Annotated in this window: 24 protein-coding genes; 12 read left to right on the top strand and 12 right to left on the bottom strand. The window is 69.9% G+C overall.

All coding sequences use genetic code 11. The features are described 5' to 3' along the window. Window positions 1-5 precede the first annotated feature (5 nt). The gene (locus ACODSY_RS21835; RefSeq protein ID WP_488953998.1) at window positions 6-764 is read left to right on the top strand and encodes a class I SAM-dependent methyltransferase; all 759 of its coding nucleotides are present in this window, start codon (window positions 6-8) and stop codon (window positions 762-764) included. Here the strand turns inward: ACODSY_RS21835 and ACODSY_RS21830 are convergent. From ACODSY_RS21830 to hutI, 5 genes are read right to left on the bottom strand one after another with little or no spacing between them, the layout of a single operon-like run. Beyond that, a complete protein-coding gene (locus ACODSY_RS21830; protein ID WP_488953997.1) occupies window positions 761-1318 on the bottom strand; it encodes a HutD/Ves family protein in 558 nt (185 codons plus the stop codon). The two genes, ACODSY_RS21835 and ACODSY_RS21830, sit on opposite strands and share 4 nt — an antisense overlap. Beyond that, window positions 1318-2985 (bottom strand): urocanate hydratase, encoded by a 1668-nt coding sequence (gene hutU / locus ACODSY_RS21825; protein ID WP_488953996.1) that lies wholly within the window; start codon window positions 2983-2985, stop codon window positions 1318-1320. Before hutU ends, ACODSY_RS21830 begins: the two co-directional genes overlap by 1 nt. Next, window positions 2982-3794 carry an N-formylglutamate deformylase gene (gene hutG / locus ACODSY_RS21820; RefSeq protein ID WP_488953995.1) on the bottom strand — a complete coding sequence of 271 codons (813 nt, stop codon included), beginning with the start codon at window positions 3792-3794 and terminating at the stop codon, window positions 2982-2984. The genes hutU and hutG overlap by 4 nt, the downstream gene beginning before the upstream one ends. Further along, window positions 3791-5332 (bottom strand): histidine ammonia-lyase, encoded by a 1542-nt coding sequence (gene hutH, locus ACODSY_RS21815; protein ID WP_488954075.1) that lies wholly within the window; start codon window positions 5330-5332, stop codon window positions 3791-3793. Before hutH ends, hutG begins: the two co-directional genes overlap by 4 nt. Beyond that, window positions 5317-6522 carry an imidazolonepropionase gene (gene hutI / locus ACODSY_RS21810; RefSeq protein ID WP_488953994.1) on the bottom strand — a complete coding sequence of 402 codons (1206 nt, stop codon included), beginning with the start codon at window positions 6520-6522 and terminating at the stop codon, window positions 5317-5319. The genes hutH and hutI overlap by 16 nt, the downstream gene beginning before the upstream one ends. A 104-nt stretch (window positions 6523-6626) precedes the next feature. Between hutI and ACODSY_RS21805 the strand changes: the two genes are divergently transcribed. Together ACODSY_RS21805 and hutC are read left to right on the top strand one after the other, a co-directional pair. Further along, entirely contained in the window at window positions 6627-7985 is a 1359-nt protein-coding gene (locus tag ACODSY_RS21805) for a formimidoylglutamate deiminase (protein WP_488953993.1), read from the top strand. Further along, complete coding sequence (gene hutC / locus ACODSY_RS21800) at window positions 7982-8695, top strand: histidine utilization transcriptional repressor HutC (protein WP_488953992.1); 714 nt, start codon at window positions 7982-7984, stop codon at window positions 8693-8695. The genes ACODSY_RS21805 and hutC overlap by 4 nt, the downstream gene beginning before the upstream one ends. Here hutC and ACODSY_RS21795 read toward each other — a convergent pair. After that, complete coding sequence (locus ACODSY_RS21795; protein ID WP_488953991.1) at window positions 8692-9696, bottom strand: LacI family DNA-binding transcriptional regulator; 1005 nt, start codon at window positions 9694-9696, stop codon at window positions 8692-8694. The genes hutC and ACODSY_RS21795 overlap by 4 nt on opposite strands. 173 nt (window positions 9697-9869) lie before the next feature. Here ACODSY_RS21795 and ACODSY_RS21790 point away from each other — a divergent pair, with 173 nt between their 5' ends. Genes ACODSY_RS21790 through ACODSY_RS21775 form a run of 4 tightly spaced genes read left to right on the top strand, consistent with a single transcriptional unit; the run spans window position 9870 to window position 14229 of the window. Continuing rightward, window positions 9870-11087 (top strand): MFS transporter, encoded by a 1218-nt coding sequence (locus tag ACODSY_RS21790; protein ID WP_488953990.1) that lies wholly within the window; start codon window positions 9870-9872, stop codon window positions 11085-11087. Between the two features lie 25 nt (window positions 11088-11112). Beyond that, entirely contained in the window at window positions 11113-12033 is a 921-nt protein-coding gene (locus ACODSY_RS21785) for a sugar phosphate isomerase/epimerase family protein (RefSeq protein ID WP_488953989.1), read from the top strand. A gap of 26 nt (window positions 12034-12059) precedes the next feature. After that, window positions 12060-13172 carry a Gfo/Idh/MocA family protein gene (locus ACODSY_RS21780; RefSeq protein ID WP_488954074.1) on the top strand — a complete coding sequence of 371 codons (1113 nt, stop codon included), beginning with the start codon at window positions 12060-12062 and terminating at the stop codon, window positions 13170-13172. Window position 13173: 1 nt separating this feature from the next. Then, complete coding sequence (locus tag ACODSY_RS21775) at window positions 13174-14229, top strand: sugar phosphate isomerase/epimerase family protein (protein WP_488953988.1); 1056 nt, start codon at window positions 13174-13176, stop codon at window positions 14227-14229. 55 nt (window positions 14230-14284) lie between these two features. Here ACODSY_RS21775 and ACODSY_RS21770 read toward each other — a convergent pair whose 3' ends face one another. Both ACODSY_RS21770 and ACODSY_RS21765 read right to left on the bottom strand, forming a co-directional pair. After that, the gene (locus tag ACODSY_RS21770; protein ID WP_488953987.1) at window positions 14285-14992 is read right to left on the bottom strand and encodes a nucleotide-binding protein; all 708 of its coding nucleotides are present in this window, start codon (window positions 14990-14992) and stop codon (window positions 14285-14287) included. A gap of 89 nt (window positions 14993-15081) precedes the next feature. After that, on the bottom strand, window positions 15082-15894 hold the full coding sequence (locus ACODSY_RS21765; protein ID WP_488953986.1) for a 3-keto-disaccharide hydrolase: 813 nt from the start codon (window positions 15892-15894) through the stop codon (window positions 15082-15084). A 119-nt stretch (window positions 15895-16013) separates the two neighbouring features. On the opposite strand from ACODSY_RS21765, the gene ACODSY_RS21760 reads away from it, so the two are divergent. After that, the gene (locus ACODSY_RS21760; RefSeq protein WP_488953985.1) at window positions 16014-17738 is read left to right on the top strand and encodes a GMC oxidoreductase; all 1725 of its coding nucleotides are present in this window, start codon (window positions 16014-16016) and stop codon (window positions 17736-17738) included. 1 nt (window position 17739) lies between these two features. After that, window positions 17740-18270 (top strand): gluconate 2-dehydrogenase subunit 3 family protein, encoded by a 531-nt coding sequence (locus ACODSY_RS21755; RefSeq protein WP_488953984.1) that lies wholly within the window; start codon window positions 17740-17742, stop codon window positions 18268-18270. 122 nt (window positions 18271-18392) lie between these two features. Here the strand turns inward: ACODSY_RS21755 and ACODSY_RS21750 are convergent, their stop codons facing one another. From ACODSY_RS21750 to ACODSY_RS21735, 4 genes are all read right to left on the bottom strand, one after another. Next, window positions 18393-19070, bottom strand: a complete 678-nt coding sequence (locus ACODSY_RS21750) for a 3-keto-disaccharide hydrolase (RefSeq protein WP_488953983.1) — start codon at window positions 19068-19070, stop codon at window positions 18393-18395. Between the two features lie 11 nt (window positions 19071-19081). Next, a complete protein-coding gene (locus ACODSY_RS21745) occupies window positions 19082-19705 on the bottom strand; it encodes a gluconate 2-dehydrogenase subunit 3 family protein (RefSeq protein ID WP_488953982.1) in 624 nt (207 codons plus the stop codon). Further along, a complete protein-coding gene (locus ACODSY_RS21740; protein ID WP_488953981.1) occupies window positions 19702-21405 on the bottom strand; it encodes a GMC family oxidoreductase in 1704 nt (567 codons plus the stop codon). Before ACODSY_RS21740 ends, ACODSY_RS21745 begins: the two co-directional genes overlap by 4 nt. A 119-nt stretch (window positions 21406-21524) precedes the next feature. Beyond that, window positions 21525-22382 carry an NAD(P)-dependent oxidoreductase gene (locus tag ACODSY_RS21735; RefSeq protein WP_488953980.1) on the bottom strand — a complete coding sequence of 286 codons (858 nt, stop codon included), beginning with the start codon at window positions 22380-22382 and terminating at the stop codon, window positions 21525-21527. 459 nt (window positions 22383-22841) lie between these two features. Here ACODSY_RS21735 and ACODSY_RS21730 point away from each other — a divergent pair, with 459 nt between their 5' ends. From ACODSY_RS21730 to ACODSY_RS21720, 3 genes are read left to right on the top strand one after another with little or no spacing between them, the layout of a single operon-like run. Then, on the top strand, window positions 22842-23177 hold the full coding sequence (locus tag ACODSY_RS21730; protein ID WP_488953979.1) for an STAS domain-containing protein: 336 nt from the start codon (window positions 22842-22844) through the stop codon (window positions 23175-23177). Continuing rightward, window positions 23178-23546 carry a response regulator gene (locus ACODSY_RS21725; protein WP_488953978.1) on the top strand — a complete coding sequence of 123 codons (369 nt, stop codon included), beginning with the start codon at window positions 23178-23180 and terminating at the stop codon, window positions 23544-23546. It begins immediately after the preceding gene. Window positions 23547-23548: 2 nt separating this feature from the next. Next, complete coding sequence (locus tag ACODSY_RS21720; RefSeq protein WP_488954073.1) at window positions 23549-25537, top strand: chemotaxis protein CheA; 1989 nt, start codon at window positions 23549-23551, stop codon at window positions 25535-25537. The last annotated feature ends 1 nt before the right edge of the window (window position 25538 follow it).

Genomic DNA, 25538 nt, shown 5'->3' with positions numbered 1-25538 from the left:
ATCCGATGAGGCTGGGCGGCGACGTGGACTATGACGCGACGGGGCAGGGGTACGCGAGCCAGCGACGACCCGACCCGCGCATCGGGGCGGCCATTGAGGCTGCGCTCGGCGACGCCCGGACCGTGGTCAATGTCGGCGCGGGCGCCGGCTCGTACGAGCCCACCGGGCGGCAGGTCCTGGCCGTCGAACCCTCGGCGGTGATGCGGGCCCAGCGGCCGCACGGCGCGGCCATCGCCATCCAGGGTTACGCGGAGGCGCTGCCGTTGGACGACGGGTCGGTCGACGCCGCCATGGCCGTCGCCACGATCCACCAGCGGGCCGACCGGGCGAAGGGATTGGCTGAGATGCGCCGCGTCGCGCGCGGACCAGTGGTGGTCTCGGCCTTCGACGGGCCGGCGCTCGCCAACTGGTGGCTCAACGACTACGCGCCCGAACTGATCGCCGCCGAGCAGAAGCGCTATCCCGATGTCGAGGTCAGCCTTGCCGCCCTGGGATCGCGGGTCGAGATGCGCATCGTGCCGATCCCCATCGACTGCACCGACGGCTTCACCGAGGCCTTCTACGCCCGGCCCGAGCGCCTGCTGGAACCGGCCGTGCGCGGCGCCCAGTCGTCGTGGGGCTTCGTGGACGCCGAGGTCGAACCTCGCTTCGTCGCCCACCTCTCCGCGGACCTCGAGTCCGGCCGCTGGGATGAACGCTACGGCCACTGGCGGACCCTGCCCGAATACGAGGGCTCGGTGCGGCTGCTGGTGGGCTGGCCCTAGCCGGCGAAGGTCACGAGGTACGCCGTCGTCGGCGGGTCCGCGTAGAGGACGAGCGCGGGCGACGCGGCGTCGAACACCATGGCGTCGTAGCGATCGAGGCCGTGGCCATCGGCGCGCATCGGTCCGCCGGCGACCAGCAAACGAGATCCCGGTGACGCCGGCAGCGGCTGCGGTCCCGCGACGCTCAGCCGTTGAAGCCGCGCCGACGCCTTGCCCCGACGGGTCATGATGCTGAGGTCCAGCACCGGTCCTTCCACCACTCTGCCGGTGGTCGACGCGTCCCCTGCGAACACGGCCGGCGCCGAGCCAGGCGCGACATCGAAGACGCCTTGGCCTTCGACCGAGAGCGCGAGCCGGCCCTCCAGCACCGCCAGGATGCGGTCCACGCCGGCGAAGACCGAGAATGGCCCATCGCCCCGCACCTCGGCCATGCTGACGCGCCAGTGGAAGTCGTCGAAGCCCGAGCCCGGGGGCGAGGCCGCCACCTCGCGCGTGACGCCGCCCCCGTTCTTCCACGGCGTGGCGATCCGATCCGCGGCGCGCAGGACCTGCATCAGCCCAGGATGCCCGGCAGGTCGAGCTTCTTCTCGCGCGCGACGTTCAGCGCGATCTCATAGCCGGCGTCCGCGTGGCGCATGACGCCGGTCGCGGGGTCGTTCCAAAGCACTCGCGCGATCCGCTTCGCCGCCGCCTCGCTGCCGTCGCAGACGATGACCATGCCGGCATGCTGCGAGAAGCCCATGCCGACCCCGCCGCCATGGTGCAGCGACACCCAGGTGGCGCCCGAGGCGGTGTTGAGCAGGGCGTTCAGCAGCGGCCAGTCCGACACCGCGTCGGTCCCGTCGCGCATCGCCTCGGTCTCGCGGTTGGGGGAGGCGACGGAACCCGAGTCCAGGTGGTCGCGGCCGATGACAACGGGGGCCTTCAGCTCACCCTTCGCCACCATCTCGTTGAAGGCCAGGCCCAGCCGGTGGCGGTCGCCCAGACCCACCCAGCAGATCCGCGCGGGCAGGCCCTGGAACCTGATCTTCTTGCCGGCCATGTCGAGCCAGTTGTGCAGGTGCGGGTTGTCGGGGATCAGCTCTTTGACCTTGGCGTCGGTCCTGGCGATGTCTTCGGGATCGCCCGACAACGCCGCCCAGCGGAACGGGCCGATGCCGCGGCAGAACAGCGGGCGGATGTAGGCCGGCACGAAGCCCGGGAAGTCGAAGGCGTTGGCGACGCCCGCCTCCTTGGCCATCTGGCGGATGTTGTTGCCGTAGTCGACGGTGGGCACACCGGCGGCCTGGAAGTCCAGCATGGCCTGCACGTGCTCGGCCATGGATGCCTTGGCGGACTCCTCCACCTGCTTGGGGTCCTGCGCCCGCATGGCGGCCCAGCGTTCCAGGCTCCAGCCTTTTGGCAGGTAGCCGTTGACCGGGTCGTGCGCCGAGGTCTGGTCGGTGAGCAGGTCGGGCCGCACGCCGCGGGCGAACAACTCGGGCAGCACCTCGGCGGCGTTGCCCAGCAGCGCGACCGACATCGGCGTGTTGTCGCGGCACGACTGCCCGATCAGCGCCAGCGCCTCGTCGACGTCCTTGGCCTGACGATCCACGTAGCCGGTGCGCAGCCGCATATCGATGCTGGACTGCTGGCACTCGATGGCGAGGCACGAGGCGCCGGCCATCACCGCCGCCAGCGGCTGGGCCCCGCCCATGCCGCCCAGGCCGGCGGTCAGCAGCCAGCGGCCCGAGAGGTCGCCGCCGTAGTGCTGGCGGCCCATCTCGACGAAGGTCTCATAGGTGCCCTGCACGATCCCTTGGGCGCCGATGTAGATCCACGATCCGGCGGTCATCTGGCCGTACATGGCCAGGCCCGCGCGATCTAGCTGGTTGAAGTGGTCCCAGGTGGCCCAGCGCGGCACGAGGTTGGAGTTGGCGATCAGCACGCGCGGCGCATCCGCATGGGTGCGGAACACGCCCACCGGCTTGCCCGACTGCACCAGCAGGGTTTCGTCGTCCCCCAGCCGGCGCAGGGTCTCGACGATCTTGTCGAAGCTCTCCCAGTCGCGGGCGGCGCGGCCGATGCCGCCATAGACCACCAGCTCCTCGGGCCGCTCGGCCACGTCGGGGTGGAGGTTGTTCATCAGCATCCGCAGCGGCGCCTCGGTCAGCCAGCTCTTGGCCGTGAGGGCGGTCCCCGTGGCGGGCTTGATCACGCGGGTCTTGTCGAGGCGGGTCATGACTTGGCGAAATCCAGGCAGGCGGTGAGAACTCGGGTCAGGGCGGCGCGCATCGGCGCGGCGCGGGCCTCGACGTAAGGCGTGGGCCAGATCAGCGAGGTCAGCAGACCGGGCGGCTCGTCCATGTAGCCGCGGCAGGCCAGCTCCATCTGGATGGCGTGGACGCCGTTCGCGGGCTGGCCATAGTGGCGCGTCGTCCAGCCGCCCTTGAAGCGGCCGTTGGTGACGCGGCTGAACTCGCTGTCGTCGCAGGCGGCCTCCACCGCCGCCGTCAAAGCGGGATCGCAGCTCGCGCCGGAATTGGTGCCGATGTTGAAGTTCGGCAGGAGGTCGTCGAACAGCCGCGGGATGGCTGACCGGATCGAGTGGGCCTCGTACAGCACCACCTTGCCGTGGATGGCCCGCAACCGGTCCAGTTCGGCCTGCAGCGCGGCATGGTACGGATCGAAATACTCGGCGCGCCGGCGGTCGATCTCGGCCTGGTCCGGCTCACCCGTGCGATAGAGCGGCTCGCCGTCGAAGGTGGTGGTGGGGCAGAGGCCGGTGGTGGCCTGGCCCGGATAGAGCGAGGCGCCGGACGGATCACGGTTCACGTCGATGACCGTGCGGCTCATGGCGGTGCGGACCGTGGTGGCGCCGAGCGACGGCGCGAAGTCGTAGAGCTGCTCGATCCACCAGTCGGCATCCTTGCGCGCCAGCCAGGGCGAGATCAGCCGCGCAGCGATCCCGGTCGGCAGATCGGTCCCGGTGTGCGGGAAGCTGACGATCAGGGGCGCGTCGCCCCGATGGACCTGCAGCCAGTCGCTCATGCCACACCGGGCAACGGCAGCGCGGCGGCCTTCACGACCGCCCCCGAGCGGACCAGCGCGTTCGCGGCCTCCATGTCCGGGTGGAAGTGGCGATCGTCGTCCAGGTGCGGGACCTGATCACGCAGCAGCTTGCGGACGCCTTCGAGCGCCGGGCTCGACGTCAGCGGCCGGTGGAGGTCGCAGCCCTGGGCGGCGGCCAGCAGCTCGATCCCGGCGACAGCCATCGCGTTCCGGGCCATCGGCAACAGGCGCGCGGCGCCATGCGCAGCCATCGACACGTGATCCTCCTGGTTGGCGGAGGTCGGGATGGAGTCGACGCTGGCTGGATAGGCGCGCTGCTTGTTCTCGGAGACGAGCGCTGCCGCCGTCACCTGCGGAATCATGAAGCCCGAGTTCAGGCCGGGCTTCGGCGTCAGGAAGGCCGGCAGGCCGCTGAGCGCCGGGTCCACCAGCATCGCCACCCGCCGCTCGGACAGGGAGCCGATCTCGCAGATCGTCAGCGCGATCATGTCGGCGGCGAAGGCCACCGGCTCGGCGTGGAAGTTGCCGCCCGACAGCGCCTCGTCGGTGTCGGCGAAGATCAGCGGATTGTCCGAAACCCCGTTGGCCTCGAAGCTCAAGGTGGTGGCCGCCTGGCGCAGCACGTCCAGCGCCGCGCCCATCACCTGCGGCTGGCAACGCAGGCAGTAGGGGTCCTGCACCCGCTCGTCGTCCTTCAGGTGCGAGGCGCGGATCGCCGAGCCCGCCATCAGGGCGCGCAGCGCATCGCCGGCCTCGATCTGGCCCGGCTGGCGTCGCAGCATGTGGATGCGGTGGTCGAAGGGCGTGTCCGACCCCTTGGCCGCCTCGGTCGACAGCGCGCCGGTGACCAGGGCCGTCTGGAACAGCCGTTCGGCCTCGAACAACCCGGCGAGCGCGTTGGCGGTCGAGAACTGGGTGCCGTTCAGCAGGGCGAGACCTTCCTTCGGCCCCAACGTGAGCGGTTCGAGGCCGGACGCCCGCAGCGCCATGTCGGCCGGCTGCCGCACCCCGCCCACCTCGATCTCGCCGACGCCGATCATGGCGGCCGCCATGTGCGACAGGGGCGCGAGGTCGCCCGAAGCGCCGACCGAGCCTTGGCTCGGCACGACGGGGGTCAAACCGGCCAGGAGCATCTTCTCCAGCAGCGCCACGGTCGCCGGGCGCACGCCCGAGGCCCCCTGCGCAAGGCTGGCCAGCTTCAGCGCCATCATCAGGCGCACGATCGCCGCCGGTGACGGATCTCCCGTTCCGGCCGCGTGGGAGAGCACGATGTTGCGCTGTAGCGTGGTCAGATCGGCGTCGTCGATGCGCACGCTGGCCAGCTTCCCGAAGCCCGTGTTGATCCCATAGACCGGCTCGCCCTTGGCCAGGATGCGCTCGATGGCCGCCGCGCTCTCGGCCACCGGCCCGGCCGCGGCGGCGTGCAGCCGCACCGATGCGCCGCGATAGACCTCGCGCCAGGCGGCGAGCGGGGTGTCGCCGGGGACCAGCAGGACGTCGTTCACAGGCCTCTCCAGATGCGGGCGTGCAGGGGGTTGAAGCCCATCCGGTAGACGAGCTCAGCGGGACGCTCGATGTCCCAGATGGCGAGATCGCAGGCCTTGCCGGCCTCCAGTGTCCCGACCTCGCCCAAGCGGCCCAGGGCGCGGGCGGCCTCGCGCGTGACGCCGGCCAGGCATTCGTCGACGGTCAGGCGGAACAGCGTCGCGCCCATGTTCATCGTCAGCAGCAGCGAGGTCAGCGGCGAGGTGCCGGGATTGCAATCGGTGGCCAGGGCCATCGGCACGCCGGCGGCGCGCAGGGCCTCGATTGGCGGCGCCTTGGTCTCGCGTACGAAGTAGTAGGCGCCGGGCAGCAGGGTCGCGACCGTGCCCGCTTTCGCCATGGCGGCGATCCCGGCCTCGTCGAGGTGTTCCAGATGGTCGGCCGACAGGGCGCCGAACCCGGCCGCCAGCGCCGCGCCGTTGAGGTTCGAGAGCTGTTCGGCGTGTAGCTTCACCGGCAGGCCGTGCGCCCTGGCCGCCTCGAACACGCGACGGGTCTGCTCGGCGGTGAAGCCGATCCCCTCGCAGAAGGCGTCGACAGCATCAGCCAGGCGCTCGGCCGCCACCGCCGGGATCATCTGGCGGCAGACGAGGTCGATATAGCCGTCCGGATCGTCCCTGAATTCCGGCGGCACTGCGTGAGCGCCCAGGAAGGTCGTGATCACCGTGACCGGCCGGACCTCGCCCAGCCGGCGCGCGGCGCGCAGGGACTTCAGCTCATGCTCGAGCGAAAGGCCGTAGCCGGACTTCACCTCGACCGTGGTCACGCCCTCAGCGATCAGGGCGTCGAGGCGCGGCAGGGCCTGGGCGACGAGGTCGTCCTCGGACGCGGCGCGCGTGGCGGCCATGGTCGAGACGATCCCGCCTCCGGCGCGGGCGATCTGCTCGTAGCTGGCCCCGGCCAGCCGCAGTTCGAACTCGCGAGCGCGGTCGCCGCCGTGGACCAGGTGGGTGTGGGGATCGACCAGGCCAGGCGTGATCCAGCGGCCCTGGCAGTCGATGGCTTCGGCGGCTTCGAACGCCGGCGCGTCGGCCTCGGCGCCGACCCAGGCGATGCGGCCGTCCCGCGCCGCCACGACGCCGCGCTCGACCTCGCCCAGGCCCGGCAGGCCGGCCGCCAGCGTGGCGAGGCGCGCGTTCCGCCAGACCCGATCGCAGCGCACGGAGTCCTCCGCTCAATCCCGGCCGGCAACCTAGCGCGAGGGCTCTTTATTGTATAGACATAAGTGCCGCTTGCGAGCCCGCGCGACGCGGCTGAGGAAAGGTCATGGCCGACCCCGCGCTCTGGTTCGAACACGCCCTGACGACCGATGGCTGGGCCGACCGCGTGCGCGTCGAAACGATCGATGGCGCGATCTCTTCCGTGTTCACGGGCGTCGACCCGCAGCCCGGCGACGACCGCGGCGGCATCGCGGCGCCCGGCCTGCCCAACCTGCACAGCCACGCCTTCCAGCGCGCCATGGCCGGCCTCACTGAGCTGCGGGGCCCGGAGGGCGATAGTTTCTGGACCTGGCGCGAACTGATGTACCGCTTCGTAGGCGACCTGACGCCCGACGACGTGGAGGCCATCGCCGCCCAGGCCTTCCTGGAGATGCTGGAGACCGGCTTCACCCGGGTCGGCGAGTTCCACTACCTGCACCACGGCCCGGACGGGACGCCCTACGCGAACCCGGCGGAGATGGCCGCCCGCATCGCGGCGGCGGCCGACGAGACGGGCATCGGCCTCACCCTGCTCCCGGTCTTTTATGCCCACTCCGGCTTCGGCGGCGCGGCGCCCACCGCGGGCCAGCGGCGGTTCGTCAACGACGTCGACGGCTACCAGCGCCTGCACGACGCCACCCGCGCGACCGTCCGCGGCCTCTCAGACGCCGTGGTCGGCGTCGCGCCGCACAGTCTGCGCGCCGTCACCGAGGACGAGCTGCGGGTCGTCAGCGCCCTGGCCCAGCCGATCCACATCCACATCGCCGAGCAGGTGAAGGAGGTGGACGATTGCCTGGCCTGGAGCGGCGCCCGCCCGGTCGAGTGGCTGCAGGACCGCTTCCCCGTCGACGACCGCTGGTGCCTGGTCCATGCCACCCACATCACCGACGTGGAGCGGCGGCGCATGGCGACCCGCGGCGCGGTCGCCGGGCTCTGCCCGATCACCGAGGCCAACCTGGGCGACGGCGTCTTCCCGGCCGCCCGCTATCTGGGGGAGGGCGGCGCGTTCGGCGTCGGCTCGGACTCCAACGTGCGTATCGATCCGGCCGAGGAACTGCGCCTGCTGGAGTACGGGCAGCGGCTGACCCGGCGCGCGCGCAATGTCCTGGCTTCCGGTGAGGGCGCGTCGACCGGAGCCTCGCTCTATTGCAAGGCGCTCGTCGGCGGGGGCCAGGCTCTGGGCGCGCCACGGGCCGCGGGGCTGGCGCTGGGCTCGCCGGCCGACATCGTGAGCTTCCCCGTCGATCATGAGGCCTACGTCGGCTGTTCCGGCGACGCCTGGCTGGACAGCCGCATCTTCGCCGCCGGGCCGGTTGAGCATGTGTGGCGCCGAGGGCGCCGCGTCGTGCAGGACGGCCGCCACCATGCTCGCGACCGGATCGCCGCGCGCTACCGCGCCGTACTGTCCCGGCTGGTGGCCCGATGAGCGACGGCGCGCTCCACAAGCGCATCCGGACCGAGATCTCCGAACGCATCCGCTCCGGCGCCTGGCCGCCGGGTCATCGCGTGCCGCCCGAGCACGAACTCATGGCGGAGTACGGCTGTTCGAGGATGACGGTGAACAAGGCCCTCGCCCCGCTCGCCGAACAGGGCCTGATCGTGCGGCGGCGCAAGGCCGGCTCGTTCGTCTCGCGCCCGCGCATCCATTCCGTGGTGCTGGACATCCCCGACATCGCCGCCGAGGTGACCGCGAGGGGTGAGGCGTACGGCTACGAACTGCTGGGCCGGGCGGCGCGGATCGCGACGACCGACGAGGCCGAGGCTCTGGGGCTCGATCGGCCTGCGCGGGTGCTCGCCTTGCGCTGCCTGCACCGGGCCGCCGGGCGGCCGTTCGGGCTGGAGGAGCGCCTGATCAACCTCGCCGCTGTGCCCGAGGCCGTCGAGGTCGACTTCGCGCAGCAGCCGCCGGGCGGCTGGCTCCTGAGCCATGTGCCCTGGACCGAGGCGGAGCACCGGATCAGCGCCGCCCATCCGCAAAAGGCCTCGGCCACCGTCCTGGGCATCCCACCGACCGCCGCCTGCCTGGTGCTGGAGCGTCGGACCTGGCGCGGCGACGAGCGCATCACCCATGTGCGGCTCACCTTCCCGGGCGAGGCCTACGACCTCGTGGCAAGGTTCTCGCCCCAGCCGGGCTAGCGCGCCGCGGCCGTACTGCCGCGCACCACCAGCCGGTGGGGCAGGGTGACCTGCTGGAACTCGCCGACGCCGCCTGCGAAGATCTCCAGCAGGATCCGAACCGCCTCCTGCCCCAGCAGGTCCATCGGCTGGGCGACGGTGGTCAGGGCCGGATTGAGGTGCTTGGCGAAGCGGATGTCGTCGAAGCCCACCAACGACACATCCTCGGGGCAGCGCAGCCCTCGCTGGCGCAGGGCGTCGAGCGCACCCATCGCCATCTCGTCGCTGAAACAGAACAGGGCGGTCAGGCCCGGCTCGCCGTCGAGGAGCGCCAGGGTTTCGCGCACGCCCGCTTCGATGGAGAAGTCGCCGGTCGCCACGCGCAGCGCCGCGTCCTGCCCCCGTGCGTCGGCGGCGGCATGCACGCCGGCCAGGCGGTCGCGGCTGATGGGGCTGGCCAGCGGGCCGGTGATCACCCCGATGCGGGTGTGGCCCAGGCCATAGAGGTGCTCCATCGCCTCGGCCGCGGCGCGCTCGTTGTCGATGTGCGCGCTCGAGACTGGGAGTTCGGGGCTGTACTCGCAACCGTTGACGATGGGCGCCCGGGGGCCCTGCGCCTGCACGATCTCGGCCAGCGAGTCGGGCAGCCGATGGCCCAGGAAGATCAGGCCGTCGGCCTCTTTGCGGCGCAGCATCTCGCCATAGCGCTCTTCGCGCTCGGCCTCATGGCGGGTGTCGCCCAGCAGCACGGAATACCCCGCCGCCTGGGCGGCCTGCTCGACGCCGCGGATCACCTGCGAGAAGAACGGGTTCGAGATGTCCGGCACCGTCACCAGGATCTTCTCGGTCCTGAGCGTCCGCAGCATCTTCGCCGCTTGGTTCGGCGCGTAGCCGAGCTCGGCGACGGCGGCCATCACCTTCCGGCGGGTCGGTTCGGCGACCAGTTCCGGCGCGCTCAAGACGCGCGACACCGTCGCGGTGGAGACCCCGGCGCTCCGGGCGACGTCCTGAATCGTGGCCATGGCCGACACTGGCGAGGCCGACCGGGCAATTCAAGGCCGCGTCTCCCCATTGCAGGGGGCGGCTGGGCAGTTGCCTGCCTCAGGCGCCTTTGCTATCCGTGAAATCGATTACATCGCGGACGGCGCCGACTCCAGAGATGCTCCGCCGCAGGCCTGTCGGGAGGGGCCAGGGTATGACGCAGCAGGCGCGGCTTTTCCTGATGATGGTGCTCCAGCTCGCCGTCTGGGGCGCGTGGGCGCCGAAGCTGTTCCCGTACATGGGCATGCTCGGCTTTGCGCCGTGGCAGCAATCGCTGGTCGGCAGCTCGTGGGGCGTGGCCGCCCTGGCGGGCATCTTCTTCTCCAACCAGTTCGCCGACCGCAGCTTCTCCGCCGAGCGGTTCATGGCGGCCAGCCACCTGATCGGCGGCCTGGCCCTGCTGGGCTGCGCCTTCACCACCAGCTTCTGGCCGTTCTTCGCCTGCTACCTCGGCTTCAGCCTGGTCTATGTGCCGACGCTGTCGGTCTCCAACTCCATCGCCTTCGCCAACTTGGCCGATCCGGCCAAGGACTTCGGCGCGGTCCGCATGGGCGGCACGGTGGGGTGGATGCTGGTCTCCTGGCCGTTCGTTTTCCTGCTGGGCGCGCATTCCGGCCCCGAGCAGATCCGCTGGATCTTCATCGTCGCCGCCATCGTCTCGTTCGCGCTCGCCGCCTACAGCCTGACGCTGCCGCACACGCCGCCGAAGAAGGACGCCGCCGGCGCCGACCCGCTGGCCTGGCGCGAGGCGATCAAGCTGCTGCGCGTCCCGTTCGTGGCGGTGCTGTTCCTGGTCACCTTCATCGATAGCGTGATCCACAACGGCTACTTCGTGATGGCCGACGCCTTCCTCACAGATCGCGTGGGCATCGCCGGCAACCTGTCGATGGTGGTGCTGAGCCTGGGCCAACTGGCCGAGATCGTGACCATGTTCATCCTGGGCGGCGTCCTGATCCGGCTGGGCTGGAAGGCCACCATGATCATCGGCGTGCTGGGACACGCGGCGCGCTTCGCGGTCTTCGCCTTCGCTGCCGACAGCGTGCCGACCATCATCGCCGTCCAGCTCCTGCACGGCATCTGCTACGCCTTCTTCTTCGCGACCGTGTACATCTTCGTCGACGCCGCCTTCCCGAAGGACGTCCGCTCCAGCGCCCAGGGCCTGTTCAACCTGCTGATCCTGGGGATCGGAAATGTGGTGGCCAGCTTCCTCTTCCCGTCGCTGATGGGCCGCCTGAGGGACCCCGCCACCGGCGCGGTCGACTACCAGAGCCTGTTCCTGGTCCCCACCGGCATGGCGCTGGTCGCCGTGCTGCTGCTGGCCCTGGCCTTCCGCCCACCGACCCGCGCGCCCGAGAGCGTGGCGGTGGCATGACCCAAGACTTCCGAGGAGACGCGCCATGCGCAACAGCCTGCAAGCCCTCGACCGCCGCGCGTTCCTCGCGGCCGGGATCGCCGCGATGACCGCCGGCGGCGCCAGCGCGGCGGCCCAGCCGTTCTTCAAGCGCCACGGCCTGCAGGTCGGCATCCAGCTCTACACCCTGGCGCCCGAGGCGGCGAAGGACCTGGACGGCACGCTCAAGGCGATCGCCGGCATCGGCTACAAGAGCGTCGAACTGCACAGCCTGTTCGGCAAGACCGGCGCCCAGATGCGCGCGTCGCTGGACGCCGCGGGCCTCTCCTGCACCAGCATCCACGTCCAGGGCCGCGGCCAACTGGACGGCGATCTCGGCAAGCTGGCCGAGAACCTCACCGCCATCGGCGTGAAGAACGCCGTCATGCCCAGCCCCTACATCCCCGACCGGCTGCAGGGAAAAGGGCTGCGGGAGGTGCTGACCCAGCTCACCGCCGACGACTGGAAGATGAACGCCGACTTCCTGAGCGAGAAAGCGGCCGTCCTGGCGAAGTCGGGGATCAAGGTCGGCTACCACAACCACAACTTCGAGTTCCTGCCGCTGGGCGACACGACGGGGCTGGAGATCATGATCCAGCGCACCGATCCGAAGCTGATCACCTTCGAACTGGACGTGGGTTGGGTGGCCGCCGCCGGCGTCGACCCTGCCGCCTTCTTCGCCAAGCACAAGGGCCGCTTCAGCCTGATGCACGTGAAGGACATCAAGGCCGACACCCAGCCCAACTTCGAACTGAAGATGGACCCGACCGAGGTTGGTTCGGGCAAGCTGCCTTGGAAGACCCTACTGCCGGCCGCCTACGCCGCCGGGGTGCGCGGCTTCTACGTCGAGCAGGAGCCGCCGTTCGCGCGGCCCCGCATCGAGGCGGCCAAGATCAGCCACGACTACCTGGCGAGCCTCGTGGCGTGACGACGGCGGCGCCTATCCGGTTGGCCATGGTGGGCGGCGGCCCGGGCTCGTTCATCGGGCCCGTGCACCGCATGGCGGCTGAACTGGATGGCCGCATCCGGCTGGTCGCGGGCGCCTTCAGCCGCGACGCCGGCAAGAACGCGGCGCAGGCGCAGGCCTGGGGCGTGGCGGCGGAGCGGGCCTACGACGACTACCACGCCATGATGACCGCCGAGGCCGCCCGCCCCGACGGCGCGCAGATGGTGGCGGTGGTGACCCCCAACCACCTGCATTTCGACGTGGCTTCGGCGGCGCTCAAGGCCGGGCTGCATGTGATGAGCGACAAGCCGGCGACGCTGGACCTAGCCGAGGCGAAGGCCCTGGCCAAGGTGGTGGCCGGCTCAGGCCGGCTCTATGGACTCACGCACGTCTATACGGGCTATCCCATGGTGCGCGAGGCGCGCGACATCGTGCGCCGCGGCGACCTGGGCGCGGTTCGCAAGATCGTGGTTCAGTATTCCCAGGGCTGGCTGTCGCGCGCCATCGAGCGCGAGGGCAGCAAGCAGGCTGAATGGCGCTCGGACCCCAGGCGCTCGGGCGCTGGCGGCTGCATCGGCGACATCGGCACCCACGCCTTCAACCTGGCGGAGTTCGTCGGCGGCGCGCCGGTCGAGCGACTGTGCGCCGATGTGGCGACCGTCGTGGCCGGCCGGGCGCTCGACGACGACGCCAACCTGCTGCTGCGCTTCGCCGGCGGCGCGCGTGGCGTGCTGGTGGCCTCGCAGATCTCGGCCGGCGCCCGCAACAACCTCAACATCCAGGTCTATGGCGAGAAGGGCGGGCTCACCTGGAGCCACGAGCGCCACACCGAGCTGACCATCGACTGGCTGGAAGGTCCCAGCCAGACGCTGCATGCGGGTTCGGGCTACCTCGGCGCGGCGGCGCAGGCCGCCACCCGTATTCCCACCGGACACCCCGAAGGCTTCGTCGAGGCCTTCGCCAACCTCTACCGCGACTTCGCCGATGCGATCGCCCAGGGCCGCGCCGACACGGGCCTGGTCCCCGGCATCGCCGACGGCGTGCGCGGCATGGCCTTTGTCGAAACCGCCGTGGCCGCCAGCCGCGCGGGCGACGGTTGGGTCGACTTGCAAGGAGCCTGACGTGAAGACCCTCAAAGGCCCCGGCATCTTCCTCGCCCAGTTCATCGGGACCGAAGCGCCGTTCAACAAGCTCGAGACCATGGCCGAATGGGTCGCCGGCCTAGGCTATGTCGGCGTGCAGATGCCGACGGGCGGCGCGGACTCCTTCTTCGACCTGGAGCGTGCGGCCGAGAGCCAGGCCTATTGCGACGACATCGCGGGTGTCCTGGCCCAGCACGGCCTGCAGATCACCGAGCTCTCCACCCACCTGCAGGGTCAGCTCGTGGCCGTGCACCCGGCCTACGACGAACTGTTCGACGGCTTCGCGCCGCCGGAACTGCGCGGCAAGCCGCAGGCGCGGCAGGAGTGGGCTGTGCGCCAGGTGAAGGCGGCGGCCAAGGCCAGCCAGCGCCTGGGCCTCACGGCGCACGCCACGTTCTCCGGCGCCCTGGCCTGGCCCTACGTCTACCCCTGGCCGCAGCGGCCGGCGGGCCTGGTCGAGGAAGCCTTCGCCGAGCTCGGCCGGCGCTGGAAGCCGATCCTCGACGTGTTCGACGAGTGCGGCGTCGACGCCTGCTACGAGATCCATCCGGGCGAGGACCTGCACGACGGAGCGACCTACGAGCGGTTCCTGGACGAGGTGGGCGGGCACCCGCGCGCCTGCCTGCTGTTCGACCCCAGCCACTTCGTGCTGCAGCAGCTCGACTACCTGGACTACATCGACCGCTACCATGAGCGGATCCGCGCCTTCCACGTGAAGGACGCCGAGTTCCGGCCGAACGGCCGCTCGGGCGTCTATGGCGGCTACCAGGGCTGGGTCGACCGCCCCGGCCGCTTCCGTTCGCTGGGCGACGGCCAGGTGGATTTCGGCGCGATCTTCTCGAAGCTGGCGGCCTACGATTATCCGGGCTGGGCGGTGCTGGAGTGGGAGTGCGCGCTGAAGCACCCCGAGGACGGCGCCCGCGAAGGCGCGCCCTTCATCCGCGACCACATCATCCGCGTCACCCCCCACGCCTTCGACGACTTCGCCGCCTCGGGCGTCGACGCCGCGGCCAACCGCCGGCTGCTGGGCTTGTAGGGCGCGGACCGTCCTTTCCCGCTCCCCGGGAGAGGAAGAATCTGGATGGCTCCCGTCAGCTCGGGCGCGCCTCGAGGGCGGTCGACTGGCCCGCGGCGGCGGGGCTGACGATGTCGAGGATGTCGTCCACGTAGGCCTCGGCGTTCTCGCGGGCCTGGGCGGCGCCGTGCACCGCATGGCGCTGCAGGACATCGAAGCCGCCGCCGAGCTGGAAGAGGGCGCGGAACGCCTCCTTCTCCAGCAGCGGCGTCGGCAGGATCTGGACGCCGGCGTTGCGCAGTTCGGAGACGATGCTGCGCAGCAGCCGGGGTTTGATGGCGGTCGGCACGCGGTTGAGGACTGCTCGGTGCGGGATCTGCCGGCCGGCGCGGCCGGCGAAGGACCGGATGATCTCGGCCGCCTTGATCGCCTCGGCCAGTTCCAGGTGCGAGCCGGCCAGGGGCGTCAGCGCCAGGTCGAAGCGCAGGGCGGCCAGCACCGCCGTGCCGCGCTCGGTGCCTTCGGTGTCAAGGATGACCCAGTCGGGATCGCGCCGCTGGGCCTCGCGCGCGGCGTCGCGGATATCGGGGACGGTGGGCGCGGGATGGATGCTGATCGCGTCGCAGCGATTGGGCAGGTTGGCCCAGCGCACCAGGGGCTTGTTCGGGTCGGAGTCGATCATCGCCACGCGCTGACCGCGCGCGGCCAGCGCTACGGCCAGGGTCACGGCGGCGGTGGTCTTGCCCGCGCCGCCCTTGGGGCTGATGAACACGACATTCGGCATGCGTACGCGGCCTCCCGCCCTGACGAACGGGGGAGGAAGCGCGCCGAGGTGGGCGGTTTGGTGTCGAAGCTGGAGCTTGAAGCCGCCGGCTACTTCAGCTCCTGCACCTCGATGTCCTTGAACGCGATCGGATGGCCCTCGCTCTGGAGGGCGATGTAGCCCTCCGTCACCGGCAGCACGCCGCCGCGCTCGGCGATCAGGCGCTTGGCGTCGGCCGCCGCCATCGGGTCGTTCGGATCGAGCGCCACGTCGGCGTAGCGGTGGACCACCACGCCATTGATCTTCTCGGTGATCCGTCCATTCGGCAGGACCTCCAGTTCCAGCTTCGTCCAGGTCCCGTTGGGGATCGTCGGGCCGGTCGAGGTCGTGCAATGCTCGGCCTGGCGCTTGCCCTCGCCCTTCGCGTCCAGCAGCGTGATGCTGACGCCGGGCGTGCAGACCGATCCGGTCGGGCGCGGCCCGTCCCCGTCTTTGCCCAGGATCTGGAACTCCACCGAGACCGGGAAGGGCTGGTTCAGCCCCATGCTCTCGGCGCTCTGGCTGTGGAACATCACCCCGCTGTTGCCGCGCGCCCAGGCCGGGGTGTCGGGCAGCGGCGGCTCCAGCACCTTGTACTGCAGGCGCAGGCGATAGGCCTTGAACGGCGTCTTGTAGAACAGGTGGCCGAACTGCAGGGCGAACTTGTCGTAGCCGGCGTAGGAGACCTGGATCGCGCCGTCCTTGGCGATGAAGGTGTCGCGCCAGTTTTCGCCGACCGGGTGGCGCGCGATCTTGGCGGTCCAGCCGTCCAGCGTCTTGCCGTTGAAGATCGGCTTCCAGGGACCGGCCTTCTGCGCAGAGGCCTGAGCCGGCGCCGCCAGCGTCGCCATGGCGGCCATCAGAACCCACAAAATGCGCCGCATCGAAAACCTCCCCAGTGTCTATCGTTGGCGTCTTGCAGTGTAATCGATTTCATGGAACCTAGAAGCCAACGAATGATAGCCCGCCGGAGCGCCGTGCCGGGCTGCGGAAGGGGCGGGATATGGCCAATCTCAACACCCGGGCGAAAGCCGAGAACACCTATGACGCCATCGTCGTGGGCAGCGGCATCTCGGGCGGCTGGGCCGCCAAGGAGCTGACCGAGAAGGGGCTGAAGACCCTGGTGCTGGAACGCGGCCGTATGCTGCGCCACATCGAGGACTACACCACCGCCCAGACCAATCCGTGGGAGACGAAATACCCGCGCGGCAAGTTGCCCAAGGCCGAGCTGGATTCCCGCTACAAGGTCCAGCAGCGCACCGGCTACACGATCACCGAATACACCGAAAATCTGTTCATTCGCGACGACGAGAACCCCTACACCGAGACCAAGTCGTTCGACTGGATCCGCAGCCACCACGTGGGCGGCCGCTCGATCACCTGGGGCCGGCAGAGCTATCGCCACAGCCCGATCGACTTCGAGGCCAACGCCCGCGAGGGGATCGCGGTGGACTGGCCCATCCGCTACGAGGACCTCGCGCCCTGGTACGACCATGTCGAGCGCTACATCGGCGTAAGCGGCCAGAACGAAGGCCTGGCGCAGCTTCCGGACGGCCAATTCCAGCCGCCGATGGAGATGAATTGCGTCGAGAAGGCCTTCAAGGCCAGCGTCGAGCAGCGCCTCAACCGCCGCATCACCATCGGCCGCGCCGCCCACCTGACCGCGCCCACCGAGGAGCAGATCGCGCTGGGGCGTGGCAAGTGCCAGAACCGCAACCTCTGCATCCGCGGCTGCCCCTTCGGCGCCTACTTCAGCTCGAACGCCGCGACCCTGGTGTCGGCCGAGCGGACCGGAAACCTGAAGATCCGGCCGAACTCGATCGTCACCGAACTGATCTTCGACCCGAAGAAGAACAAGGCCACCGGCGTCCGCGTCACCGACGAGCAGACCGGGGAGCAGACCGAATTCTACGCCGAGGTGATCTTCCTCTGCGCCTCGGCGCTGAGCACCGCCTGGATCATGCTGAACTCGACGAGCAGTCGCTTCCCCAACGGCTTCGGCAACGGCAGCGACCAACTGGGCCGCAACGTCATGGACCACCACCTGGGCGTCGGCGCCGTGGCCGAGGTCCCAGGCTATGAGGACATGTACTACTCGGGGCGGCGGCCGAACGGCATCTATGTGCCGCGCTTCCGCAACCTGGGCGACGCCGCCAGCGCGCGGAAGGACTTCCTGCGCGGCTACGGCTACCAGGGCGGCGCGGGCCGCCAGGGCTGGGATCGCCCGGTCGCAGGCGTCGGGGCCGACCGCAAGGCGGCGCTGAGCCAGCCGGGCCCGTGGATGTTCCGTCTGGGCGGCTTCGGCGAGATCCTGCCCTATTCCGACAACCGCGTGACCCTGAACAAGGCCAAGACCGACAAGTACGGCTTGCCGACGCTCACCTTCGACGTCTCCATCCGCGAGAACGAGAAGGCGATGCGCAAGGACATGGCCTCCGCCGCGGCCGAGATGCTGGAAGCGGCGGGCTTCAAGAAGGTGATCGCCGGCGACCAGGGCTATTCGCCAGGGCTCGGCATCCACGAGATGGGCACCGCGCGCATGGGCCGCGATCCCAAGACCTCGGTGCTGAATGCGCACAACCAGGTGCACGAGTGCAAGAACGTCTACGTCACCGACGGGGCGGCCATGACCTCGGCCTCCTGCGTGAACCCGTCGCTGACCTATATGGCGCTGACGGCGCGGGCGGCGGCGCACGCCGTCGAGGCCAAGAAGCGGGGAGAGCTCTAGGATGCTGAACCGTCGTCAAGCCGCGCTGTCGTTCGGCGCGCTCTGGACCGCCCTGGTCCTGCCGGCCAGCGCCCTGGCCCAGGCCACGCCCACACTCACCTGGACGCCGAAGGCCGTCACGCCCGACCAGGCGCGGACGCTGGACGCGGTCTGCGAGTCGATCATTCCGGCCACCGACACGCCCGGCGCCCGCGCCGCGGGCGTGCCCCAGTTCGTCGACCGCGCCCTGGCGACCTATTCCACGGCGGACGACGCGACGGCGATCAAGGCCGGTCTCGATCAGATCGACCGCGATGCGAAGTCGGCGCACGGCGCCGCCTTCGCCGCCTTGACCCCGGCCCAGCAGCAGGCGCTGCTGGCGGGCTACGACAGCGGGGGCAAGGCCTTCTTCCGGGGGCTGAAGGAGCTGGTCACGGTGGGCTACTTCACATCCGAACCCGGCGCCACGATTGCCCTGCGCTACGACCCCGTGCCGGGCGACTACCGCGGCTGCGTGCCGCTGAAGGAAATCGGGCGCGGCTGGGCGACCTAGAGCGCGCTGGGCGAAGGCGGATGCCGGTTCGCCCCCAAAACGCGCTCCAAATCAGAGAGATCAAGCCTGGCTATTGGGTTCAGATGAGTCCATCTGAACCCGACAGGCTCTAACAGCCGCCGTCAGGGCAGCCGCCGGATCTTCAGGTTCTTGAAGGCCACCGCGTCGCCGTGGTTTTGCAGCGCGATGTGGCCCGTGGGCGACGCGCCGAACATCGGCCACTGCGCGAACTTGCTGGCCGCCACCCGCGCCTTGAAGTCGGCCGAGTTCATGTCGTAGCTGGCCACCTTCACGCCGTTCAACCAGTGCTCGACCTTGCCATGGTCGACCACGAGCCGGGAGTGGTTGAACTCGCCCACCGGCTTCGGCTTGGCGCCCTGCGGCGCATAGAGCGCGAAGAGGCCGCCGGCCTGCTCGGGCGGCGGCTCGCCGCGGGCGTTGTCCAGCACCTGGTACTCCGGCCCGCTCCAGTAGGTCTCCTCGCCCGCCTCGGTGACGTGGAACATGACGCCGGAATTGCCCTTGGGGCTGATCTTCCAGTCGAACGACAGGTCGAAGTCGCCGAAGCTCTCCTTGGTCATGATGTCCTTGGAGGTCTTCGGATCGGGGCTGAGCTCGCCCTTGGCGGTCCAGCCGGCGTCGGGCGCGGGGGCCTTGAACCCGCGCCAGCCCGCCGTCGACTTGCCGTCGAACAGCAACGTCCACCCGGCCTTCTTCTCGGCCGGCGTGAGGACGTTGTCCGCCGCCAGCGCGGCGGTGGCCACGGCCCCGATCGCGAGGCCGAGCATGATCGCTTTCATCGCAAGCCCTCCTACAGGCCGAGTTTCTTGAGTTGGACTTCCAGCGCCGCCTTCACCGCCTCCGACGGGCCCTCGTCGACTTCACGGGCGATGTTGCCGATGTAGCCGATGTCCTTGAAGCCTTCCTCGGTCGTGTAATAGGCGCCGATGGTCAGCGCCCGGAACCGGCGGAAGAATTCCCCGCCGCCTTGCGCCAGTTCGGTCATCGCCGCCTGGCGGGCGGCCGCGTCGGCCTTGGCGACCTTCTTGCTCAGGGCCTTCAGCCCGTCGCGGATCACCGGGCGGTCCTTCACTTGGTCGGGGTAGGGCGCGCTGACCCACTCGTCGACGAAGTCTGGCACGCCGATGGCGCTGGCCGCCGGCGCGGCGCCGCTGGCCGGCAGGATGAAGTCGGAAAGGATCGCGGCGGCCTGCAGCTCCTCGTCGGACAGCAGGCGCGGCCACGGCGCCTTCTCGGGCTTGGCCAGCTTCGGGTCGGTCCCGTAGCCCTTGGCCTCGGCCTTGCCGCCGACCTTCGGACCATAGACCACCACGCCCGTGCCAACGGCGGCGGCCGCGCCGACCACGCCGATCCAGGTGAGGGCCGTCCGCCGGTCGATCTTGCGGACGTAAGGTTGCGGAGCGTCGTCGCTCATAGGGCCCCCTGCTTGGCGAGGGTTGCGAGGTGGTCGCTGGAGCGCCAGGCCAGGGCCAGGATCGACAGCGTGGGGTTCTTGTCGGGGCTCGAGACCAGGACCGCGCCGTCGGTCACGAACAGGTTGGGCACGGCCCAGGCCTGGCCGTACTGGTTCACCACCGAGTCGGCGTCGGACGCGCCCATGCGCACCGTGCCCACCTCGTGGATCATCTCGCCGCCCTTGGAGATGGCCTTGCGTCCGTCGGTCTCCACCTTCCCCAGGGTCTTGCCGCCCAGGCGGTCGATGACCTCGGTGAAGGTCTTGACCATGTGGGCCGCCTGCCGGGTCTCGTGCTCGCCCCACTTCCAGTGGAAGCGCAGCACCGGGATGCCCCACTTGTCCTTGGTCGTGGGATCCAGCTCGCAGTAGCAGTCGTCGTTCGGGATCATCTCGCCCCGGCCGTCGAAGCCGATGACGCTGCCGAACCGCTGGCGCAGCTTGCCGCGCAGGTCGTCGCCGACGCTCAGCTCGTCCTCGGGCAACAGGCCGGCCAGGCCCATGGACGGCATCCGCCGGCCGCCGTTAATCTCGATGTGATAGCCGCGCGGGAAGCCCAGCGCCTCATGCTGGTCGTAGCCCCACCACGGCACATAGAGGTGCTGGGTGCCCTGGCCGTCGTCGTTGGTGGGCGGCAGGCCTTCCAGCGCCGGGAACTGGCCGTTCACGGTCAGGCCGACGCTATCCATCAGGTAGCGGCCGACCATGCCGTGCGTGTTGCACAGGCCGTCCGGGAACTTCGAGCTCTTCGAATTCAGCAGGATCCGCGCCGTCTCGCCCGACCCTGCCGCCAGCACCACGGCCTTGGCGGTCACCGAGTGGTGCTCGCCGGTCACCCGGTCGACGTAGCTGACGCCCTTGGCCTTGCCGCTCGTGTCCAGGTCCACCTGGTAGACCAGGGCGTTGGTGGCGATGGTCAGGTTCTTCGTCGCCATCGCCGGCGGGATCAGCACCGTCGTCGACTGGAAGTTCGCGCCGATCGAGCAGCCGCGGCCGCAGGCGGTGGCGAAGAGGCAGGTGTTGCGGCCCTCCATCTTCTGGGTGACCACCGCGCCGTGCATCGGCACGACCGGGATATCCATCGCCTTGAACGCCCGCTCGTAGAACAGCTCGAACGCGCGCGGCGGAGCCGTCTCCATCAGGCACCCGGGCGGGGAGTCGGGCGTGTTGGTCAGGTTGCGGGGCGGGGCTGCGCCGCTGACGCCGATCAGCTTCTCGGTCTTGTCGTACCAGGGCGCGAGGTCGTCGTAGGTGATCGGCCAGTCGGCCCCCAGGCCGTCGCGGCTGCGCGGCTTGAAGTCGAGCGGCCCGAAGCGCAGCGAGATACGGCCCCAGTGGTTGGTCCGGCCGCCCAGCATCCGCGGCCGCCACCAGGTGAAGGGCTCCGAGCCCTCGGCCACGCTGTAGGGCTCGTTCGGCACTTCCCAGCCGCCATCGACGGTGGCGTCGTAGAACCCGAACGGCTTGTCCGGCGTGCCCACCCCGCGAAGGGGCGCCTCGGCCGGGATGTTGAACATCGGGGTCTCGGTGGCCGGATCGTAGTTCCGCCCGGCCTCCAGCATCAGCACCTTCAGCCCCGACTTGGTCAGGTGGTAGGCGCTCATCCCGCCGCCGGCTCCGGAGCCGACGATGATCACGTCATAGGGTTCAGCCGCAGGCATGGCCGCCCCGAATCTGCGCCTTCATGGTGCGCTTCCTCCCCGATGTAATCGTTTACTTCGGCAAATTGGCGCAGACTCGCGGCCTCGCCAAGCCGATTTCGGCGCCGGTCGATGCGAGGTCACTTCCCATCCAGTCGGGCGATCACGGCGTCCAGCATGGCGGGGAGGTCGGGAGACAGCGCGGCGCGGTGACCGGCGGCCCAGTCCTGGCGCTGGGCGATCGCATGGCTCATGGGCGCGGGGACCCCAGCCTCCTCGACCGTCCGGGCCGCCTCGCGCATCTCCTCGGCGCGCCGCGCGCCATGCTCCAGGCTGCGCGAGATCATGTACTGGGCGGTCCCGTTCCAGTCGGGGAGCGGCAGCAGGTCGGACAACGAGCCTAGCACCACCTGCTCGACGCCGTAATGGCGAGCGGCCAGCAGAGACTCGGTCAGTAGCGCCTCCACGCCCTTGATCATCACCGAACGACACAGCTTGGTGGCCGCGGCCTTGCCGACGACCTCGGAGTAGGCGGTCGCGCCCGTGAAGCCGAGCCCAAGCCCGAGCGACAGGAAGTCCCTCGCGTGCGGCCCGCCCAGCAGCATCGCCGAGGCGATGCGCTTCGGTCCGATGGGGCTCATCACCGCGGCCTCGACATAGCGCCCGCCGGCGGCCTCGATGGCTTGCGCCGAGGCGACCTTCTGGGCCGGCGAGCACGAATTGAGATCCAGGAAAAAGGCGCCGCTCAGGGGTCCCACCGACCGGGCGGCGGGAAGGTCCTGATCCGCGGTCACGGCGCTGACGATCAGGGCCGCGTCGCGCACGGCGTCCGGCGCGCTCGCCGCGGCGCGAACGGAATGTCCGGGCAGGGCGCGGCTCGGGGAACTGAGGGGATCGGCGAACGCCACGTCCCAGGCCCAGATTTCGGCCTTGCCCGTCAGGTCTGCCGCCAGGGTCTGGCCCACCTCGCCGAAGCCGATCAGCGCCACCCGCATCATAGCCCGCTCCTCCGACGCCCCGACGATCTAGCCCGGCCGCGGGCAAGCCGAAACCCGCCCCTGCGACAACTTGTCCACAGGCTAGACGATCTCATTGAACGTGTTCGATCAAACCGCCTCGGCGGCGGTTGCGGCCTCGCCGCGTCGCGCACCTTCCCAATGGTTGTGGGACAACCTGTGGATGAATGGCGAGACTAGATCTGTTGTGCGACAATCGCTAATCGGCGACCTGCGTCACCCCGACGCATTCCTATTCTAATAGATAACTTGGGAATTTGAATTTTAAACTGAGAAAATCCTGTCCAAACTCATAACAGTCTTAGTTCGAATATCGGCGTTTACTGACATATCTGGTGGGCGCGACGGCGATTAACCGCACAACAAGACCATCTCCCTAGTCTACCGGCGTCGGGGGCGACCTGTAATTGCATAGTTGTCGCCCGCGATCGGGGACGAACTTTGGCCGATACTCTGGATGAGAGCGCTGGCGAACGCGTGATCGCGTTCGATGGGCCGGCCACGATCCCGCATGTCACGCAGGCCTGGACCCGCCTCTCCACCGAGGTGGCGGCGGGCGGCGACCTGGTCGTCGACGTGTCCGAGGTCACGGCCGCCGACCTTTCCTTCGTGCAGCTCGTGGAGTCCGCGCGCGCCTCTTGCGCTCGGCAGGGCGCGGCCTTGCGCCTGGCCGGTCCGGCCGCCGGCGCCTTGCGCGACGTGCTGGACCGCGGCGGCTTCCTCGATCCGGCCGACGCCGAACGACTGCAATTCTGGACCCACGCTGGAGTGGCTTAGATGACGGCTTCCATCCTCACGGTCGACGACTCGGCCAGCATCCGCCAGGCGATCAAGATCGCGCTCACCTCGGCCGGCTACTCGGTGTCGGAAGCGACCAACGGTTCGGAGGGCCTGGAGAAGGCCGAGGCCGGGGCCTTCGACCTGATCATCACCGACCTGAACATGCCGATCATGGACGGCCTGACCATGATCCAGCAGCTGCGCGCCCGGGGTAAGGTGGTCGGCACGCCGATCGTGTTCCTTTCGACCGAGAGCGACGGCGACGTGAAGGCCCAGGCCAAGGCCGCCGGCGCCACCGGCTGGATGACCAAGCCCTTCGATCCCGAACAACTGGTCCGGATCGCCAACAAGGTCCTCACCAAGTGAGCATGCAGGACCCCGCCGAGATCTTCCGGCTGGAGGCGCGCGAACTGCTCGAGGCGATCGAGCAGGGCCTGCTCGATCTCGCCGACCGCCAGGACGACCGCGATCTTGTCGACGCCGTCTTCCGCAGCCTGCATACCCTCAAGGGATCCGGCGCGATGTTCGGCATGGAGGCGCTGGCCGCCTTCACGCACCACTGCGAGACCGCCTTCGACCGGGTTCGCAAGGGATTGGCCCCGGCGACGCCGGAACTGATCACCTGCGTCCTCAACGCCCGCGACCACATGCGCGCACTGGTGGAAGGCGATCCCGATCCGGCGGTGGGCGACGCCCTCCTCGCCGAACTGCACCGCGTGCTGGAAGCCGATGACGCGGCGCCCGCGTCGCCCAAGGCCGCGCCGGCGGCGAAGACCTGGCGCGTACGCTTCTCCCTGCCGGCCGACGCCATGGCCAACGGCACCAATCCGCTGGGCCTGCTGGCCGAGCTGCGTGACCTGGGCGAGTGCCGCATCGTGGCCTCGACCGAAGCCGTGCCGGCGATCGAAGACCTGAACCCCACCGAATGCCATCTGGCCTGGGACGTGACCCTGTCCGGCCCGAAGGTGAGCCGTTCGGCCATTGAGGACGTCTTCCTCTTCGTCATGGACGACATGGTCCTGGCGATCGAGGAGGAGGGCGCCGACGAAGCGCCGGCCGAGGCGGCCACCCCTGCCGTCGAGAACGCCGCGCCCGTCGAGCCGACCGCCGCCGCGAGCGCCGCTCCCCCCCAGAGCGCTCCGGCGGCGGCGGATGCCCGCAAGGCCGACGAGCCCAGAAAGAACGACTCCACCCTGCGTGTCCCCGCCGAGCGGCTGGACGAGCTGATGGACCGGGTCGGTGAGCTGGTCATCGCCCAGTCGCGCCTGAAGCAGATCGCCACCCACTCCACCGACATGGCCCTGCGCTCGGTGTCGGAGGAGGTGGAGCGCCTCGCCTCGGAACTGCGCGACACCATGATGGTCGTCCGCATGGTGCCGATCTCGACCCTGTTCGGCCGCTTCCGCCGCCTCGTCCACGATCTGCAGCGCGACACCGGCAAGACCATCGAGCTCACCACCGAAGGCGAGACCACCGAACTCGACAAGACCATCATCGAACGCCTGGCCGACCCGCTGATCCATGTGATCCGCAACGCCGCCGACCATGGCCTGGAGACCCCGGAACAGCGCGTCGCCGCGGGCAAGCCCGCCGCGGGCAAGCTGACCCTGGCCGCCCGCCACTCGGGCGCCGAGGTGGTGATCACCGTGTCCGACGACGGCCGCGGCATCGACCGCGAGCGCGTCCGCGCCAAGGCCGAGCAGAACGGCCTGGTCCAGCCGGGCGCCACCCTCAGCGACGCCGAGCTGTTGCAGCTGATCTTCGCGCCCGGCTTCTCCACCGCCGCGGCGGTGACGAACCTGTCCGGCCGCGGCGTGGGCATGGACGTGGTCAAGCGCACCATCGAGAGCCTGCGCGGCGCCATCGATATTACCTCGATCCCCGGACAGGGCTCGCAGGTCTCGCTGCGCATCCCGCTGACCCTGGCGATCATCGACGGCCTGCTCGTCCGCGTCGGAAATGGCCGCTACGTCGTGCCGCTGGCCGCCGTCGAGGAGTGCGTCGAACTCAGCCATGAACAGGACGTCCGCTCGGCCGGGCGCAGCCTGATCTCGCTGCGCGACGAGTTCGTGCCGTTCCTGCGCCTGCGCGAGCTGTTCCGCACCACGACCGAGCCCGGCCAGCACCAGAAGGTCGTCGTCGTCTCGACCGGCGAGGCTCGGGTGGGCCTGGTCGTCGACCAGATCATCGGCGACCACCAGACCGTCATCAAGTCGCTCTCCAAGCTGCACGCCGACGTCGAGACCTTCTCGGGCGCGACGATCCTCGGCGACGGCGGCGTCGCCCTGATCCTCGACGTGCCCCACCTCGTCGAGGCGGGCCAACGCCTCGAGAAGCAATTCCGAGCCGCGAGCTGAT

Source organism: Phenylobacterium sp. FG114 (genome assembly GCF_057809855.1).
This window is presented reverse-complemented; position numbering and strand designations above follow the sequence as displayed.

Excerpts from the sequence above, each read along its gene's own strand:
- ACODSY_RS21830 (WP_488953997.1), bottom strand. The coding sequence starts at position 1,318 with ATGCAGGTCCTGCGCGCCGCGGATCGGATCGCCACGCCGTGGAAGAAC.
- ACODSY_RS21790 (WP_488953990.1), top strand. The coding sequence starts at position 9,870 with ATGACGCAGCAGGCGCGGCTTTTCCTGATGATGGTGCTCCAGCTCGCC.
- ACODSY_RS21725 (WP_488953978.1), top strand. The coding sequence starts at position 23,178 with ATGACGGCTTCCATCCTCACGGTCGACGACTCGGCCAGCATCCGCCAG.
- ACODSY_RS21740 (WP_488953981.1), bottom strand. The coding sequence starts at position 21,405 with ATGCCTGCGGCTGAACCCTATGACGTGATCATCGTCGGCTCCGGAGCC.
- hutU (WP_488953996.1), bottom strand. The coding sequence starts at position 2,985 with ATGACCCGCCTCGACAAGACCCGCGTGATCAAGCCCGCCACGGGGACC.
- ACODSY_RS21785 (WP_488953989.1), top strand. The coding sequence starts at position 11,113 with ATGCGCAACAGCCTGCAAGCCCTCGACCGCCGCGCGTTCCTCGCGGCC.
- ACODSY_RS21770 (WP_488953987.1), bottom strand. The coding sequence starts at position 14,992 with ATGCCGAATGTCGTGTTCATCAGCCCCAAGGGCGGCGCGGGCAAGACC.
- ACODSY_RS21755 (WP_488953984.1), top strand. The coding sequence starts at position 17,740 with ATGCTGAACCGTCGTCAAGCCGCGCTGTCGTTCGGCGCGCTCTGGACC.
- ACODSY_RS21745 (WP_488953982.1), bottom strand. The coding sequence starts at position 19,705 with ATGAGCGACGACGCTCCGCAACCTTACGTCCGCAAGATCGACCGGCGG.
- ACODSY_RS21780 (WP_488954074.1), top strand. The coding sequence starts at position 12,060 with ATGGTGGGCGGCGGCCCGGGCTCGTTCATCGGGCCCGTGCACCGCATG.
- ACODSY_RS21735 (WP_488953980.1), bottom strand. The coding sequence starts at position 22,382 with ATGATGCGGGTGGCGCTGATCGGCTTCGGCGAGGTGGGCCAGACCCTG.
- ACODSY_RS21795 (WP_488953991.1), bottom strand. The coding sequence starts at position 9,696 with ATGGCCACGATTCAGGACGTCGCCCGGAGCGCCGGGGTCTCCACCGCG.
- hutG (WP_488953995.1), bottom strand. The coding sequence starts at position 3,794 with ATGAGCGACTGGCTGCAGGTCCATCGGGGCGACGCGCCCCTGATCGTC.
- hutC (WP_488953992.1), top strand. The coding sequence starts at position 7,982 with ATGAGCGACGGCGCGCTCCACAAGCGCATCCGGACCGAGATCTCCGAA.
- ACODSY_RS21835 (WP_488953998.1), top strand. The coding sequence starts at position 6 with ATGAGGCTGGGCGGCGACGTGGACTATGACGCGACGGGGCAGGGGTAC.
- ACODSY_RS21750 (WP_488953983.1), bottom strand. The coding sequence starts at position 19,070 with ATGAAAGCGATCATGCTCGGCCTCGCGATCGGGGCCGTGGCCACCGCC.
- ACODSY_RS21805 (WP_488953993.1), top strand. The coding sequence starts at position 6,627 with ATGGCCGACCCCGCGCTCTGGTTCGAACACGCCCTGACGACCGATGGC.
- ACODSY_RS21760 (WP_488953985.1), top strand. The coding sequence starts at position 16,014 with ATGGCCAATCTCAACACCCGGGCGAAAGCCGAGAACACCTATGACGCC.
- ACODSY_RS21765 (WP_488953986.1), bottom strand. The coding sequence starts at position 15,894 with ATGCGGCGCATTTTGTGGGTTCTGATGGCCGCCATGGCGACGCTGGCG.
- ACODSY_RS21720 (WP_488954073.1), top strand. The coding sequence starts at position 23,549 with ATGCAGGACCCCGCCGAGATCTTCCGGCTGGAGGCGCGCGAACTGCTC.